Here is a 15,187-nt window from a genome sequence, read left to right on the forward strand (position 1 = left end):
TACCAAGGGTGACCCAAATGAAACTTCTGCATATCGACTCCAGCGTCCTCGGCCCCCACTCCGTCAGCCGCCAGGTTTCCGCCGCCATCGTGGACCGGCTGCGCCAATCCACCCCCGGCCTTCACGTCACTTACCGCGACCTGACCCTGACGCCGCTGGCGCATCTGTCGGGCTCGCACCTCGCGGCCGGCCAGGGCGCCACGCCCGAGGCTTCGCTGCAGCCGGACCTCGCCGCCGGCCGCGCGGTGCTGGAAGAGTTTCTCGCCGCCGACATCGTCGTGCTCGGGGCGCCCATGTACAATTTCACCATTCCGAGCCAGCTCAAGGCCTGGATCGATCGCATATTGGTGGCGGGCAAGACGTTCAAATACAGCGCGCAGGGCGTCGAAGGCCTGGCCGGCAACAAGCGCGTCATCGTCGCGATCTCGCGCGGCGGATTTTACGGCCCGGGTACGCCGGCTGCCGTGGGCGAGCATCTGGAGACCTATCTGCGCTGGGTGTTCGGCTTCATCGGCATCGCCAATCCCGAATTCATCTCCGCCGATGGAATCCAGGTCGGTCCCGAGCATCGCGAAAAAGCGGTCGCCGGCGCGCTGAAAGCCGCGGGCAATCTGAACGCAGCCTGAGTTGATGCGTGAGCGGTTGCCGTCACCAGCCGCGCGACGGCAGCCGCTCCAATCAGAAAACGCCGTTGATGCGGAGGATGACGACAATCAAGGAGAACAGGAGACCGACACCCGAAAACAGCGCGACTGAAACGAATTGCGCGGTGTCCGAGTTTTCCGCCGGGGTCGAGGAGATGCCAGTGGTCTTGGGCACGACTGGGCTCACCGGTTGTTGTTTACGAAACGTCCTCGAAATCTCAAGCAGTTGCACGCATGGTTCAATGCGCGTTCTGGCTCAGCGCCAATCCGCCGCAGGCAGGAGCCGGCCAGCGTCGCGGCCGGCCGGCTTTGATGTTGTGGGGATATTCGCCTCAGCCCCGATAGATCGGCGCGCCGCTTGGCGAGGCCGTAGCACCACCGTCGACGAACAACTCCTGGCCCTGGATATGCGCGGCATCGTCGGAGGCGAGGAACAGCACCGTCTTCGAAATGTGATCGGGTTCGCCGATGCGGCCGAGCGGCGTGGTGGCGCCGATGCGCTGCTCGAACGCCTTTTCGGCTTCGGGGGTCGCCAGTGCCGCGCCCCAGATCGGGGTACGGATCGCACCCGGCGAGACCACGTTGACGCGGATATTGCGCGGCGACAGTTCGGACGCCATCACCCGCGCCATCGCGCGCACGCCGGCCTTGCTTGCCGCGTAGGCGGAGTAGCCGGGATTGCCGAGCACCGAAATCACCGAGCCGTTCAGGATGATGGAGGCGCCGTCGTTGAGATGCGGCACCGCGGCCTGAACGGTGAAGAACACCGCTGTGATGTTGGTCCGGATCACGCTCTCGAAGGTTTCGAGCGTGGCCGATCCAAGCGGCGTGCCACCGGCAATGCCGGCATTGGCGAAGATGACGTCGAGCTTGCCGAACTTCGCAACCGCCTGCTTGATCGCAGCCTCGGTCGCGGTGATGTCGGTGGCGTCGGCGACGATCGCAAGCGCGTTCGGACCCAATTCCTTGGCGGCCGCTTCCAGCGTCTCCTTGTTGCGCCCGGTGATGGCGACCCGCGCCCCCTCCGCCACGAACAGCTTGGCCGTCGCAAGTCCGATGCCGCTGTTTCCGCCAGTAATGAACGCCGTCTTGTTCGCCAGTCTCACGGGAGCCTCCGATGGTTGCATTATTAAACCAAGTTGCCATCTAGGCCATCTGGTTTTATAATGCAACTACACAAGGCTGTGATCATCCAAAGCGTTTTCGAGCGAAGTGGAGTCCGGTTCGCGTGAAGATAACGCGTCAAACAAAGAATCCGCGGAGATCGCCATGGTGAAACGCACGAGCTTCGAGAACGACGATTGCCCGATCGCGCGCTCGCTGGATGCGATCGGCGACTGGTGGTCGCTGCTGATTATCCGTGAGGCGCTATTCGGCAGCCGCCGCTTCGGCGAATTCCAGAAGAGTCTCGGGCTCGCCAAGAACATCCTCACCGTGCGGCTGCGCGCGCTGGTCGATCAGGGCATTCTCAAGCTGGCCCCCGCCTCCGATGGCAGCGCCTATCAGGAATATCTCTTGACGCCGAAAGGCCGCGGCGTGTTTCCGATCCTGGTCGCGTTACGCCAGTGGAGCGAGGAATTCGACGATCGGCCCGAGGAAATCACGACCATCCTGGTCGACAAGGAAAAGGGCCGCCCGGTTCGCAAGCTCGAACTCTATTCGCAAGATGGGCGGCTATTGACCGCAGCCGATACCGCGCTCAAGCCGCGCCCGGACGCCAAGTCATCACGGAAGCTAAGGTCTATTTCGGCCTGAACAGAAGGCTGCTCACGACAGCTTGCGCTTGCTCCGCAGCCGCAGGTGCTCCTGGGCTTCCAGCAGCGCCATCCCGAGCAAATGGCTGAGGACCTCAAGCCGGTGGCGCTCGGCGAGTTTTGTCAGTTCGGCAACGGTCTCCGCGATGAAGGCCACGGCCTCGTCGGGGCCGCCCTCCTCACCTGATTCAACCTCTGGCGATCGCCGATTCCTGCCCGAAGCGGTGCGCTTCCGGCCGCCCCCTGCCTTGCTCAAATAAAATGCACCCAATCCCATAGAATATGGACGAGAAATAACCCCTTTGCGGGCGCAACTCTAGGGCGCAATTCGCAACTTCCTGTATATAAGTTCGGACGTCCAAGACCCCTTTCTGGCCCCTCCTCAATATCTGTCGATTTGACAGGGGCCGCCTCACCACCCATGTTCGGGTCGAAACGGCGGTCGCGAGTCTCGCGGAACCGGCCTTTATCTTTTCCCGTAAGCTATTGGAATGACATGAATATCGTCATTGTGGAGTCGCCGGCGAAAGCCAAGACGATCAACAAATATTTGGGCGCCTCCTACGAGGTTCTGGCCTCGTTCGGCCATGTTCGCGACCTCCCCGCCAAGAACGGATCGGTCGATCCGGACGCCAATTTTCAGATGATCTGGGAGATCGACCCCAAGGCGGCAGGCCGGCTCAACGATATCGCCAAGGCCCTGAAGGGCGCCGACCGGCTGATTCTCGCAACCGACCCTGATCGCGAGGGCGAAGCGATCTCCTGGCACGTGCTCGAAGTGCTGAAGGAAAAGCGCGCGCTGAAGGACCACAAGATCGAGCGCGTGGTGTTCAACGCCATCACCAAGCAAGCGGTGACCGATGCGATGAAGTCGCCGCGCCAGATCGATGGCGCGCTGGTCGACGCCTATATGGCGCGCCGGGCGCTGGACTATCTGGTCGGCTTCACGCTGTCGCCGGTGTTGTGGCGCAAACTGCCAGGCGCCCGCTCGGCCGGCCGCGTGCAGTCGGTGGCGTTGCGGCTGGTTTGCGACCGCGAACTTGAAATCGAAAAATTTGTCCCCCGCGAATACTGGTCGCTGGTGGCCACATTGACGACGCCGCGCGGTGACACATTCGAGGCGCGGCTGGTCGGCGCCGACGGCAAGAAGATCCAGCGCCTCGATATCGGCACCGGCGCCGAAGCCGAAGACCTCAAAAAAGCGATCGAGGCCGCCAACTTCACGGTCTCGACCGTCGAAGCCAAGCCCGCCCGCCGCAATCCGCAGGCCCCCTTCACCACCTCGACGCTGCAGCAGGAAGCCAGCCGGAAGCTCGGCTTTGCGCCGGCGCATACGATGCGGATCGCGCAGCGCCTGTATGAAGGCATCGATATCGGCGGCGAGACCACCGGTCTCATCACCTATATGCGAACGGACGGCGTGCAGATCGACGGCTCGGCCATCACCCAGGCCCGCAAGGTGATCGGCGAGGATTACGGCAACGCCTATGTGCCGGAGGCGCCGCGCCAGTACCAGACCAAGGCCAAGAACGCGCAGGAAGCGCATGAAGCGATCCGCCCGACCGATATGTCGCGCCGTCCAGCCGAAATGCGCCGGCGTCTCGATGTCGATCAGGCCAAGCTCTATGAGCTGATCTGGATCCGCACCATCGCGAGCCAGATGGAATCCGCCGAACTGGAACGCACCACCGTCGACATATCAGCCAAGGCCGGCTCACGCGTGCTTGACCTGCGCGCCAGCGGCCAAGTGGTGAAGTTCGACGGCTTCCTCGCACTCTATCAGGAAGGCAAGGACGACGACGCCGACGATGAGGACAGCCGCCGCCTCCCCGCCATGAGCCAGGGCGAAGCGCTGAAGCGGCAGGACCTCGCCGTCACCCAGCATTTCACCGAACCGCCGCCACGCTTCTCCGAGGCATCGCTGGTCAAGCGCATGGAAGAGCTCGGCATCGGCCGTCCCTCGACCTACGCCTCGATCCTGCAGGTGCTGAAGGACCGCGGCTACGTCAAGCTCGACAAGAAGCGGCTGCATGGCGAGGACAAGGGACGCGTCGTGGTCGCGTTCCTGGAAAATTTCTTTGCGCGCTATGTCGAGTACGACTTCACCGCCAATCTGGAAGAGCAGCTCGACCGCATCTCCAACAACGAGATTTCCTGGCAGCAGGTGCTGAAGGATTTCTGGACCGGCTTCGCCGGCGCGGTCAACGACATCAAGGATATTCGCGTCTCCGAAGTGCTCGATGCGCTCGACGACATGCTCGGCCCGCACATCTATCCGCCGCGCGCGGATGGCGGCGATGTCCGGCAGTGCCCGACCTGCGGCACCGGCAAGCTCAACCTGAAAGCCGGCAAGTTCGGCGCCTTCGTCGGTTGCTCGAATTATCCGGAATGCCGTCACACCCGCCCGCTCGCCGCCGACAGCGAAGCCAGCGCCGACCGCGTTCTCGGCAAGGATCCCGAAACCGATCTCGACGTCACGGTGAAGGCCGGCCGCTTCGGCCCCTACATCCAGCTCGGCGAGCAGAAGGATTATGCCGAGGGTGAAAAGCCGCGGCGCGCCGGTATCCCGAAGAACATGTCGCCCGGCGATATGGAATTGGAACTGGCCCTGAAGCTTCTGTCTTTGCCGCGCGAAATTGGAAAACATCCGGAAACCGGCGAGCCGATCACCGCCGGTATCGGCCGCTTTGGCCCGTTCGTGCGCCACGAAAAGACCTATGCGAGCCTGGAGGCCGGCGACGAGGTGTTCGACATCGGCCTCAATCGCGCGGTGACGCTGATCGCCGAAAAGATCTTGAAGGGCCCGAGCGGCCGCCGTTTCGGAGCCGATCCGGGCAAGCCGATCGGGGAGCACCCGAGCCTCGGCGGTGTCGCCGTCAAGAACGGCCGCTACGGCGCGTACGTGACCGCCGGCGGCGTCAACGCCACCATCCCGAGCGACAAGACGCCGGACACCATTACACTCGCCGAAGCCATCGCTTTGATCGACGAACGCGCCGCCAAGGGTGGCGGCAAGCCGAAGCGTGGCGCAAAGAAAGCCGCACCAAAGAAGAAAGCCGCCAAAGCCCCTGTTGATCCAGACGCACCGAAGCCCGCCAAGAAGGCCGCGGTGAAGAAGGCTGCGGCGAAGCCGAAATCGGAAGCCGTCAGCAAGGCGCGCGCGCCGGTCGCGTCTGCGGCAAAGACCTCAGCAGCAAAGCCTGCAGCAGCACCCAAAACGCCTGCGAAGAAGAGCGCGGGCAAGGCCCGGGGATAAGTGAAGAGAAAACACGACAATGGCTTTCCGGCCCGGGACGCCATCGTTGCCTTCATCCGTGCGAATCCAGGCAAGATCGGCACCCGCGAGATCGCCCGCGAGTTCGGCCTGAAGAATGCCGACCGCGTCGAGCTGAAGCGAATCCTGCGCGAACTCGCCGACGAAGGCACCATCGCCAAGCGCGGCCGCAAGGTTCTCGAGCCCGCCGCGTTGCCGCCGACCGTGATGGCCGACATCACCGGCCGCGATACCGACGGCGAACTGCTCGCCACCCCCACCGAATGGGATGAAGAGGAATTCGGCGCGCCACCGAAGATCCGCATTCACGTCCCGCGCCGCCCGCAACCGGGCACCGCCGCCGGCGTCGGCGACCGCGCGCTGCTCCGCGTCGAAAAGACCAACGAGACCGAAGGCACGCCTTATCGCGGACGCGTCATCAAGGTCATCGACCACGCCCGCACCCGCCTGCTCGGCATTTTTCGGAAGCTGCCCGATGGCGGCGGAAGGATGGTGCCGGTCGACAAGAAGCAGGCCGGGCGCGAATTGAACATCGCAAGCTCAGACACCGGCGGCGCCGAGGATGGCGATCTCGTCAGCGTCGATCTCGTGCGGACGCGCGGCTATGGCCTGGCGTCCGGCAAGGTGAAGGAACGGCTCGGCTCACTCGCGACCGAGAAAGCGGTCAGCCTGATCGCGATCCACGCCCACGACATTCCGCAAGCCTTCACGCCATCCGCGTTGCACGAAGCCGAGGAGGCAAAGCCGGCTATCCTCAAGGGTCGCGAGGACTGGCGCGAAGTACCGCTCGTCACCATCGATCCGCCCGACGCCAAGGACCATGACGACGCCGTTCATGCCGCACCCGATGACGATCCGAACAACAAGGGCGGCTACATCGTCCATGTCGCGATCGCCGATGTCGCGTTCTATGTGCGGCCGGCTTCGGCGCTCGATCGCGACGCACTGACGCGCGGCAATTCGGTGTATTTCCCGGACCGCGTGGTGCCGATGCTGCCCGAGCGCATCTCCAACGATCTGTGCTCGCTGGTGCCGGGCGAGCCGCGCGGCGCGCTCGCGGTGCGGATGGTGATCGGACCTGACGGCCGCAAGCGCTCGCACAGTTTTCACCGGGTGCTGATGCGTTCCGCCGCCAAGTTGAACTATGCGCAGGCGCAGGCCGCAATCGACGGCCGCCCCGACGACACGACTAGCCCCCTGCTCGAACCGATCCTCAAACCGCTCTATACGGCCTATGCACTGGTAAAGCTGGCGCGCGATGAGCGTGATCCGCTGGATCTCGATCTGCCGGAGCGCAAGATACTTCTGAAGCCCGACGGCACCGTCGATCGCGTCATCGTGCCGGAGCGGCTGGATGCGCACCGGCTGATCGAAGAGTTCATGATCCTCGCCAATGTCGCCGCCGCCGAAATGCTGGAGAAGAAGGCGCTGCCGCTGATCTACCGCGTGCACGACGAGCCGAGCCAGGAGAAGGTTCATAACCTGCAGGAATTCCTGAAGACGCTCGACCTGCCGTTTGCGAAAGCCGGCGCGTTGCGTCCTGCGCTGTTCAATCGCGTGCTCGGCCAGGTCCGCGGCGAGGACTATGAGCCGCTGGTCAATGAAGTGGTGCTGCGCTCGCAGGCGCAGGCGGAATATTCTGCGGAGAATTACGGCCATTTCGGCCTCAACCTGCGGCGCTATGCGCATTTCACTTCGCCGATCAGGCGATACGCCGACCTGATCGTGCATCGCGCGCTGATCCGCGCGCTCGGCCTCGGCGAAGGCGCGCTGCCGGACACCGAAACGCTGGAAACGCTGAGCGAAGTCGCCGCACAGATATCGGTCACCGAACGCCGCGCCATGAAGGCCGAGCGCGAGACGGCCGACCGGCTGATCGCGCATTTCCTCGCCGACCGCATCGGTGCGACGTTCCAGGGCCGCATTTCCGGCGTCACCCGCGCCGGACTGTTCGTGAAGTTGTCTGATACCGGCGCCGACGGGCTGATCCCGATCCGCACGCTCGGAACCGAATATTTCAACTATGACGAGACGCGCCATGCGCTCGTCGGCTCACGCAGCGGTGCCATGCACCGGCTGGGGGACGTTGTCGACGTACGTCTGGTAGAAGCAGCACCTGTAGCTGGCGCGCTGCGGTTCGAGTTACTATCTGAAGGCAAGGTCATTCCGCGCGGCAGAAAACAGGGCGGCCGCCGCGAAGGTTCGAACGCCCCGGTCACGCCATCGAAGACGCGTCCGGGCCGCAGCCCGCATCCGAAGGATCGCAAGGGCAAAGCCAAGCCCGGCAAATCGAAGAGAGGCAAGTCATGGAAACGGTGAGCCCCGCGACGACAGTCTGGACCAGGGAATCCGTGAAGGGCGAAAAGCGCGATCTCTGGACCGCGATGAAGCGCGGCTTCATGTGCCGCTGCCCGCGTTGCGGCGAAGGCAAGCTGTTTCGGGCATTCCTGAAGGTCGACGACCACTGCAAGACCTGCGGACTCGATTACACGCCGCACCGCGCCGATGATCTGCCGGCCTATCTCGTGATCGTCATCGTCGGCCACATCGTGATACCGGTCGTGCTGTGGGTGGAAACCAATTATTCACCGGCGATCTGGCTGCAGATGGCGATCTACCTGCCCTTCACCTTCCTCTCGTCGCTGTTGCTGCTGCAACCGGTCAAGGGCGCCGTGGTCGGCTTCCAATGGGCGCTGCGCATGCATGGCTTTGACGAAAATGCCCCTAGCGACATTCCACCGGTCTAGAGCATAATCGGTTCTGATTGCATCAGAACCGAAGCTCTAGGTTCTTATTCTGACGCGTTTTCTTCACGCGAACCGGTATCCACTTCGCTCGAAAACGCTCTGCCTAAACCAAGAACAACAAGAGACTGAACGGGGATGGAATGACCGAAGCAGCGCCTGCAATCGTCGAAGGAAAAGAAGCCGATCACCATCCCTATTTCCGACCGAAGGATGCCGCGACGCTGATCCTGATCGACCGGAGCGGCGACAAGCCGAAGGTGCTGGTCGGCAAACGCCACGACAATGTGGTGTTCATGCCGGGCAAGTACGTTTTCCCCGGCGGCCGCGTCGACAAGTCTGACAACCGCGTTCCCGTTGCCGCGCCCATCACCAGCGAACTGGAAGCCAATCTGCTGAAGGGCAGCCCGAAGATCGCGCCGTCGCGCGCGCGCGCGCTTGCCGTGGCCGCGATCCGTGAAGCATGCGAGGAGACCGGGCTTTGCCTCGGGCGCAAGGTCGAAAAGCCGGTGAAACTCGAAGGCGCCTGGCAGCCGTTCTCGGAAGCCGGCCTGCTGCCAGATCCGTCCAGCCTGTTCCTGATCGCACGCGCAATCACCCCGCCCGGCCGCGTCCGCCGTTTCGACACCCGCTTCTTCACCGCTGATGCATCGGCCATCGCTCACAAGGTCGAGGGTGTGATCCACGCCGATGCCGAACTGGTAGAACTGGTCTGGGTCGAGATCGGTTCAAAACCGCTCGCTGACGCACATGCCATGACAAAGAACGTGCTCGCCGAACTCGACCGCCGCCTCGCCACCGGCCCGCTGCGCCACGACGCCCCGGTGCCGTTCTTTCATTTCTACGGCGGCAAGATGCAAAAGGACGTGCTGGGGGCGTAGGGCTCGGCTCTCACAGCGTCATTGCGAGCGAAGCGAAGCAATCCATCTTTCCCCGTGCGGAGATGTGGATTGCTTCGCTTCGCTCGCAATGACGGTATTGGCGGCGTAGAATCCTTCTCTCCCGATCCCTTAAATTGCAAGATTCTTCCCGTCTCGCCCGATGGCGCGGCCTTCACCCATGCCTATCTCTTTCCTCAACACCCACGAACACGGAAACGGGGCGATGGCACAGCGGCAACTCAAGCTCGGCGCGTTCATGCGGCCGGTCTCTATCCACACCGGCGCGTGGCGCTATCCCGGGGCCTGGCCGGACGCCAATTTCAATTTCCCGCATATCAAGAAACTGATCCAGAAACTGGAAGCCGGCAAGTTCGACGCCTTCTTCATGGCCGATCATCTGGCCGTGCTGAACATGCCGGTCAATGCGCTCAAGCGCAGCCACACCGTGACCTCGTTCGAACCGTTCACGCTGTTGTCGGCGCTGGCCGGCGCCACCGAGCATATCGGGCTGATCGCAACCGGCTCAACCACGTTCGACGAGCCCTATCATGTCGCGCGGCGCTTCGCCTCGCTCGATCACATCAGCAATGGGCGTGCGGGGTGGAATATCGTCACCACCTCCAATCCGGACGCCGCGCTGAATTTCGGGCTCGACGATCACATGGAGCACGCGGAGCGCTACAAGCGCGCGCGCGAATTCTATGACGTGGTCACCGGCCTGTGGGATTCCTTTGCCGACGATGCCTTCGTGCGCGATGTCGAATCCGGCCTCTATTTCGATCCCGCCAAAATGCACGTGCTCAACCACAAGGGAAAATATCTGAGCGTCCGCGGCCCTCTCAACATCGCCCGCCCGGTGCAGGGCTGGCCGCTGATCGTGCAGGCCGGTGCCTCCGACGACGGCCGGCAGTTGGCGGCAGAGACCGCGGAAGCCGTGTTCACCGGCGGCGGCTCTCTAGCCGATGCCCAAAAACTCTACGCCGACATCAAGGGCCGGATGGAAAAGATCGGCCGTAACCCCGAGCATCTCGTTATCCTGCCGGGCGCCTTCGTCGTGGTCGGCGACAGCGTCGATGAGGCAAAGGAGAAGCGCGCAAAGCTCGACAGCATGGTGCATTACGACAGCGCCATCGCTTCGCTGTCGGTTCAGCTCGGCACCGACGCCTCCGGTTTCGATCCAGACGGACAATTGCCTGACATCCCCGAGACCAATGCCAGCAAGAGCGGCCGCCAGCGCCTGGTCGATGTCGCGGCGCGCGACAAGCTCACCGTGCGTCAGCTCGCCCAGCGCGTCGGCGGCTACGGCGGGCTCTCCTTCGTCGGCACGCCGGTGACGATCGCCGACCAGATGGAGGAGTGGCTGACCAGCCGCGGCAGCGACGGTTTCAACATCATGTTCCCGTTCCTGCCCGCCGGTCTCGACGATTTCGTCGACAAGGTGGTGCCGGAACTGCAAAAGCGCGGGATTTTCCGCAAGGAGTATGAGGGCAAGACCCTGCGGGACAATTTGGGGCTGCCGAGGCCGAAAAACCGGTTCTTTGAGGGTTAATTGCCCGGATTCATACCGGTATTTGCCCTGGAAACCTTGACTTTGGGCGATCAGAAGCTAGGTTGCCCGGCAAATGCGGGCCGATTTGGCCGGCACCCGATTTTCACACATCAAGGGTTCTGAACAATGGCCAAAGCGGTCACCATCAAGGTCAAGCTCGTTTCCACGGCGGACACCGGCTTCTACTACGTCGCCAAGAAGAACTCGCGCACCATGACCGACAAGCTGGTCAAGAAGAAGTACGACCCGGTCGCGCGCAAGCACGTCGAGTTCAAGGAATCGAAGATCAAGTAAGCGTACTACGCTGCTGATTTGTTTTAAACGGGGCCTCAGGCCCCGTTTTTGATTCTGGCGTGCTCTAAACCGCCTGCATCTGTCGTGGCGGTTCGCTCGGCCTGATCAGCGCGAACGCGACCTGGATGATGCCGCCGGCGAGGCCCAGCGCGACACCGATCCGCCACGCCATGGTGTAGGAGCCGAGCTGGTCGTAGATCAGCCCTCCCCCGTAAGCGCCGAGGAACGAGCCGATCTGGTGGCTCATGAAGGCGAGACCCTGAATCATCGCCTGCCATTTCAGGCCGAACATTTCGACGACGGCGCCTGCCACCAGCGGGCCGACGCCCATCCAGAGGAACCCCATGATCGCGCCGAACAACAGCGTGGTCGCCGGCGTTGCCGGCAGCATGAAGTACCAGGCGAGCGCGATCGAACGGAAAATGTAGATGCCGCCGAGCAGCGCCAGCTTGTTCCAGCGCTGGCCGGCCCAGCCGAAGAACAGGCTGCCCAGCACGTTGAAGCCGCCGATCATGCCGAGCGTCTGCGCACTCAGCATCGGATCGAGGCCGCAGATCAAAAGATAGGACGGCAGATGCGTGGTGAGGAACACGAGCTGCATGCCGCAGACGAAATAGGCGCAGGTCATCACCACGAACGATGCATTGCCGAACGCGATCTTTGCGGCGGTTGCAGCCGAAGCGTCGCCGATGTCGTCGGCGGCCTTGGGCGGCAGCGGGATCTTGTCGGCCCTGCCCGCGTACCAGGCCGCCGGCAGCATGAACAGCGACAGGATCACAAAGCCGGCGACGCCGGCGCGCCAGCCAAAACCTTCATTCAACAGCTGCCCGATCGGCGCCGACACCAATGCGCCGAGCGATCCTGCCGCCGAGACCATGCCCATCACGGTGCTGCGCACGGTGGCCGGCACGGCGCGCGCCGCCACCGACATCGCAATCGCATTGGCCGTGCAGGCCAGCGAGAAACCGATCAACACACCCGCCCCGATCAGGATCGGGATCATCCCCTGCGCAGTCGCCATCAGGGCAAGGCCCACGATGTACAGCAGCGAGCCCACGATCATGATCGGGCGGAAGCCGTAGCGCACCGTCAAGGCGCCGGCGACTGGTTGCAGGAAGCCCCAGGCGAGGTTTTGCACGGCAAGCGCCAAGGTGAAATCCGACACCGAAATTCCGATGTCCTTCGTCAGCGGCTGCATGAAAATACCAAAACTCTGCCGCAGGCCCATGCTCAAGGTCAGCATCAGCGAGGCGCCGATCAGGATCGGGAGCGTTGGGCGCAGGATTTGCAGCAGGGCCATTGTTTTTATTCTCCCTAGCGGCCGCGATTCAAAAGCCGCGTCCTGCAATTGAAACCTGAAATAGGTACACAGACCTGTGTAACTAGTCTATAAGGGCTCCCGACTGTCAAGGCGGAAGGATATCGCGCGCACGCATGGCACCCCTGCCCGCCAAACCGGCGATGAAGGACCGGATTCTCGAAACCGCGGATAGACTGTTCTATCTGCAGGGGATTCGTGCGGTCGGCGTCGATACCATCGCGGCCGAAATCGGCATCAGCAAGCGCACGCTGTACAACCACTTCCCCTCCAAGGATGCGTTGATATCGGCCTATCTGGCACGCCGCTGCGTGCAGCCTCGACCGTCAGACAAGCCACCCGTCGAACAGATTCTCGGCACCTTCGATGCGCTGGAGCGGCGCTTTGCAGCCAGGGATTTTCGCGGCTGCCCGTTCGTCAACGCGGTGGCCGAACTCGGCGGCGAGGATAAATCCGTCCGCAAGATCGCAATCGCGTTCAAGGAAAGCCGCCGTCTCTGGTTTCGCGATCTGCTGGTGCAGCTCGGCGTTGCGAACGCGGAGGCGCTGGCGACGCAATTGGCCGTGCTGGTCGATGGCTCAATCGCGCAGGATCTGGTGCGCAACGATCCGGCGATGGCGCGCGCGGCGAAAGAAGCCGCAACGGTGTTGCTCAAGCATGCCGGAGTGAAGGTCGGCTGAGATCATCGTCCATCGTCGTCCCTGCGAACGCTCAGATGCGCAATAGCGCATCGGGGGACCCATACGCCGTGGCCTTTCGACGGGGCGATGTGGTAGCTACCTTGCTACAATCAAAGCCGGTGGTTATGGGTCCCTGCGTTCGCAGGGATGACAGCAGACCAAACGGCGCAAGCAAGGAAACACCATGGAAGACTTGACGGTGACCGCCAAGGGTTACGACTTCAAACCGGCCCAAGCGGCGATGCAGCGCTATATCGACGGCAATCTGCTGTCCGGCATCTCCTGGGCTGTCATGGTCGGCCGCGATCTAGTTGATGTCAATTGCGTCGGCTGGGCTGACAAGGAAGCGCAGACGCCGCTACGGCCCGACCACATCTTTCGGATTTTTTCCAACACCAAGCTGATCACTTCCTGCGCCGCATTGCTGCTGTTCGAGGAAGGCAAATTTGGGCTCGATGACCCGATCGAGAAGTTTATTCCGCAGCTTGGAAATCGAAAGGTGTTACGCCCTGGCGCAACCTCGCTCGATGACACGGAGCCGGCGAAGGGTTCGATCACCATCCGGCAACTGCTCAGCCACAGCTCCGGCCTGAGCTACGGCTTCTTCGATCCCGGCACCACGATCTTCAAGGCGCTCAACGAGCGCGGCGTCCACAATCCCCTGACGACGCTGGCCCAGATGGTCGATGTGCTGGGGGACCTGCCGCTGATCTATCAGCCAGGGACGTCCTGGGAATACTCGCTTGCCATCGACGTGGTGGCGCGGCTGGTGGAAGTGATCAGCGGCCAAAGCTTCGACAGGTTCATTCAGGCGCGCATTCTCGATCCGCTGGGCATGGTCGATACGGGCTTTGTCGTGCCGGAAAAGGATCATGGAAGACTGGTCGCGTACTACGCCGGCGCTGACATGATGGAGCCGATGAAGCCGGGCCTGACGCGAATCGATAACGCGCCCTTCCCCGGCGCCTATTTGCGGCCCATTGCGCGGCTCAATGGCGGCGGTGGTCTGGTCTCAACGCTGCCCGACATGGTCGCGCTGATCCGCAGCCTGCTGCCCGGCGGCAAAACCCTGCTCAAGCCGGAGACGATCGCGCAGATCATGACCAACCAGTTGCCGGATGGTCAGTGGATCCGCTTTGCACTGATGGGCGAACAGGCCGGCAAGGCGCACACGCTGGCCGGCGGCCTGATCGTCAAGCCGACGCCGTTCGACCACCCGGATGCATCAGGCGAGCTCTATTGGGGCGGCGTCGCCGGCACGCAATGGTGGATTTCGCCGCGACATAACATGGCCGGCGTGATGATGGCGCAGCGCCAGATGGCGTTCGTCCACCCGTTCTCGTTCGAGTTCAAGCGGCTGGCCTACGATGCGGTGAAGCGCGGGCGGTAGGCTAGACTAGCTCCACGATCTTTACCTGCGCCTCCGGATTGGCCTCAATGTAGCGCGGTGTCGTGCGAAGATTGGAGTGACCAGCCAGCACGCAACGACCGTTGCTGCATTCATCCGCGTCATGCTCAGGCGAATTGCTGCAAATGCCTCGCCATGAATCTAAACTTCCCGGAAAGGCTCTAAGGCTTCAGTTTGAACGTGCCCCACATGTCCGAGAGGTGAATAATGCACCAGAAATTAACGTCAGCCTGAAAGTTGTCCATTATCTGGAGCTTTACCGACGGGAGTAGTTCGACATTAAACCGGCTGCGGCCGCACTCGACCTCGCGCAGCACGTGGTTGGGCTTGGTACTAGGATCCTCTCCGCAAGCGAGGACCAGTTGCAAATTCTCAGCGGCGTTTGGATCGCTGCCCGGCTTGTCCAGCGTTACGACGCCGTGGCCCAAGGTCGCGAGCCTGAACTCGATCACGTCACCCTTCTTTACTTCTACGGGAAGCGGGTTGACCCCGGGGTTGGTGCCAAGCCTCCATTTGGCGCCCTGGTTCGTGATCACGATGTTATCGGCTCGGGCGGGGCCCGAGGCCAGCAAGCCGGCCCCAAGCAAACCCAACGACAGCAACACTGCATTGAGCGATGTTCGCATGGCATCCTCCTGTAA

15 protein-coding genes are annotated in these 15,187 nt (G+C 62.7%); 10 read left to right on the top strand and 5 right to left on the bottom strand.

What is annotated here, in order from left to right; translation table 11 throughout:
• Positions 1–17 precede the first annotated feature (17 nt).
• Positions 18–626, top strand: coding sequence for an FMN-dependent NADH-azoreductase (locus JQ629_RS26715; protein WP_212415174.1), 609 nt, complete (start codon positions 18–20; stop codon positions 624–626).
• Between the two features lie 52 nt (positions 627–678).
• Here the strand turns inward: JQ629_RS26715 and JQ629_RS26720 are convergent, their stop codons facing one another.
• Together JQ629_RS26720 and JQ629_RS26725 are read right to left on the bottom strand one after the other, a co-directional pair.
• On the bottom strand, positions 679–819 hold the full coding sequence (locus JQ629_RS26720; protein ID WP_211996142.1) for a hypothetical protein: 141 nt from the start codon (positions 817–819) through the stop codon (positions 679–681).
• Positions 820–976: 157 nt separating this feature from the next.
• On the bottom strand, positions 977–1,750 hold the full coding sequence (locus JQ629_RS26725; protein WP_212415175.1) for an SDR family NAD(P)-dependent oxidoreductase: 774 nt from the start codon (positions 1,748–1,750) through the stop codon (positions 977–979).
• Positions 1,751–1,913: 163 nt separating this feature from the next.
• Here JQ629_RS26725 and JQ629_RS26730 point away from each other — a divergent pair, with 163 nt between their 5' ends.
• Complete coding sequence (locus JQ629_RS26730) at positions 1,914–2,399, top strand: winged helix-turn-helix transcriptional regulator (protein ID WP_212415176.1); 486 nt, start codon at positions 1,914–1,916, stop codon at positions 2,397–2,399.
• Positions 2,400–2,411: 12 nt separating this feature from the next.
• Here JQ629_RS26730 and JQ629_RS26735 read toward each other — a convergent pair whose 3' ends face one another.
• Positions 2,412–2,555 carry a hypothetical protein gene (locus JQ629_RS26735; RefSeq protein ID WP_192733705.1) on the bottom strand — a complete coding sequence of 48 codons (144 nt, stop codon included), beginning with the start codon at positions 2,553–2,555 and terminating at the stop codon, positions 2,412–2,414.
• Positions 2,556–2,894: 339 nt separating this feature from the next.
• Between JQ629_RS26735 and topA the strand changes: the two genes are divergently transcribed.
• From topA to rpmG, 6 genes are all read left to right on the top strand, one after another.
• Entirely contained in the window at positions 2,895–5,654 is a 2,760-nt protein-coding gene (gene topA, locus JQ629_RS26740) for a type I DNA topoisomerase (RefSeq protein ID WP_212415177.1), read from the top strand.
• A complete protein-coding gene (gene rnr / locus JQ629_RS26745; RefSeq protein ID WP_212415178.1) occupies positions 5,655–7,991 on the top strand; it encodes a ribonuclease R in 2,337 nt (778 codons plus the stop codon).
• Positions 7,979–8,419: a DUF983 domain-containing protein gene (locus JQ629_RS26750; protein WP_212415179.1), complete on the top strand. Its 441-nt coding sequence runs from the start codon at positions 7,979–7,981 to the stop codon at positions 8,417–8,419. Before rnr ends, JQ629_RS26750 begins: the two co-directional genes overlap by 13 nt.
• Positions 8,420–8,559: 140 nt before the next feature.
• Positions 8,560–9,297: an NUDIX hydrolase gene (locus tag JQ629_RS26755; RefSeq protein ID WP_212415180.1), complete on the top strand. Its 738-nt coding sequence runs from the start codon at positions 8,560–8,562 to the stop codon at positions 9,295–9,297.
• A 223-nt stretch (positions 9,298–9,520) separates the two neighbouring features.
• Complete coding sequence (locus tag JQ629_RS26760; protein ID WP_212415181.1) at positions 9,521–10,846, top strand: LLM class flavin-dependent oxidoreductase; 1,326 nt, start codon at positions 9,521–9,523, stop codon at positions 10,844–10,846.
• 126 nt (positions 10,847–10,972) lie between these two features.
• Positions 10,973–11,140 carry a 50S ribosomal protein L33 gene (gene rpmG / locus JQ629_RS26765; protein ID WP_027537094.1) on the top strand — a complete coding sequence of 56 codons (168 nt, stop codon included), beginning with the start codon at positions 10,973–10,975 and terminating at the stop codon, positions 11,138–11,140.
• A gap of 64 nt (positions 11,141–11,204) precedes the next feature.
• Here rpmG and JQ629_RS26770 read toward each other — a convergent pair whose 3' ends face one another.
• Positions 11,205–12,440, bottom strand: coding sequence for an MFS transporter (locus tag JQ629_RS26770; protein WP_212415182.1), 1,236 nt, complete (start codon positions 12,438–12,440; stop codon positions 11,205–11,207).
• Between the two features lie 134 nt (positions 12,441–12,574).
• Between JQ629_RS26770 and JQ629_RS26775 the strand changes: the two genes are divergently transcribed.
• Positions 12,575–13,138, top strand: a complete 564-nt coding sequence (locus JQ629_RS26775; protein WP_212415183.1) for a TetR/AcrR family transcriptional regulator — start codon at positions 12,575–12,577, stop codon at positions 13,136–13,138.
• Positions 13,139–13,322: 184 nt separating this feature from the next.
• Positions 13,323–14,528 (top strand): serine hydrolase domain-containing protein, encoded by a 1,206-nt coding sequence (locus JQ629_RS26780; protein ID WP_249135292.1) that lies wholly within the window; start codon positions 13,323–13,325, stop codon positions 14,526–14,528.
• 179 nt (positions 14,529–14,707) lie between these two features.
• On the opposite strand, the gene JQ629_RS26785 is transcribed toward JQ629_RS26780, so the two are convergent.
• Positions 14,708–15,172, bottom strand: a complete 465-nt coding sequence (locus JQ629_RS26785) for a hypothetical protein (RefSeq protein ID WP_212415184.1) — start codon at positions 15,170–15,172, stop codon at positions 14,708–14,710.
• Between the last annotated feature and the right edge of the window lie 15 nt (positions 15,173–15,187).

The sequence above is a fragment of the Bradyrhizobium sp. AUGA SZCCT0222 genome (assembly GCF_018130205.1).
GTDB lineage: Bacteria > Pseudomonadota > Alphaproteobacteria > Rhizobiales > Xanthobacteraceae > Bradyrhizobium.

Coding starts and splice junctions, on each gene's coding strand:
- JQ629_RS26715 (WP_212415174.1), top strand. CDS start 18: ATGAAACTTCTGCATATCGACTCCAGCGTCCTCGGCCCCCACTCCGTC.
- JQ629_RS26730 (WP_212415176.1), top strand. CDS start 1,914: ATGGTGAAACGCACGAGCTTCGAGAACGACGATTGCCCGATCGCGCGC.
- topA (WP_212415177.1), top strand. CDS start 2,895: ATGAATATCGTCATTGTGGAGTCGCCGGCGAAAGCCAAGACGATCAAC.
- JQ629_RS26750 (WP_212415179.1), top strand. CDS start 7,979: ATGGAAACGGTGAGCCCCGCGACGACAGTCTGGACCAGGGAATCCGTG.
- JQ629_RS26755 (WP_212415180.1), top strand. CDS start 8,560: ATGACCGAAGCAGCGCCTGCAATCGTCGAAGGAAAAGAAGCCGATCAC.
- JQ629_RS26760 (WP_212415181.1), top strand. CDS start 9,521: ATGGCACAGCGGCAACTCAAGCTCGGCGCGTTCATGCGGCCGGTCTCT.
- rpmG (WP_027537094.1), top strand. CDS start 10,973: ATGGCCAAAGCGGTCACCATCAAGGTCAAGCTCGTTTCCACGGCGGAC.
- JQ629_RS26770 (WP_212415182.1), bottom strand. CDS start 12,440: ATGGCCCTGCTGCAAATCCTGCGCCCAACGCTCCCGATCCTGATCGGC.
- JQ629_RS26775 (WP_212415183.1), top strand. CDS start 12,575: ATGGCACCCCTGCCCGCCAAACCGGCGATGAAGGACCGGATTCTCGAA.
- JQ629_RS26780 (WP_249135292.1), top strand. CDS start 13,323: ATGGAAGACTTGACGGTGACCGCCAAGGGTTACGACTTCAAACCGGCC.
- JQ629_RS26785 (WP_212415184.1), bottom strand. CDS start 15,172: ATGCGAACATCGCTCAATGCAGTGTTGCTGTCGTTGGGTTTGCTTGGG.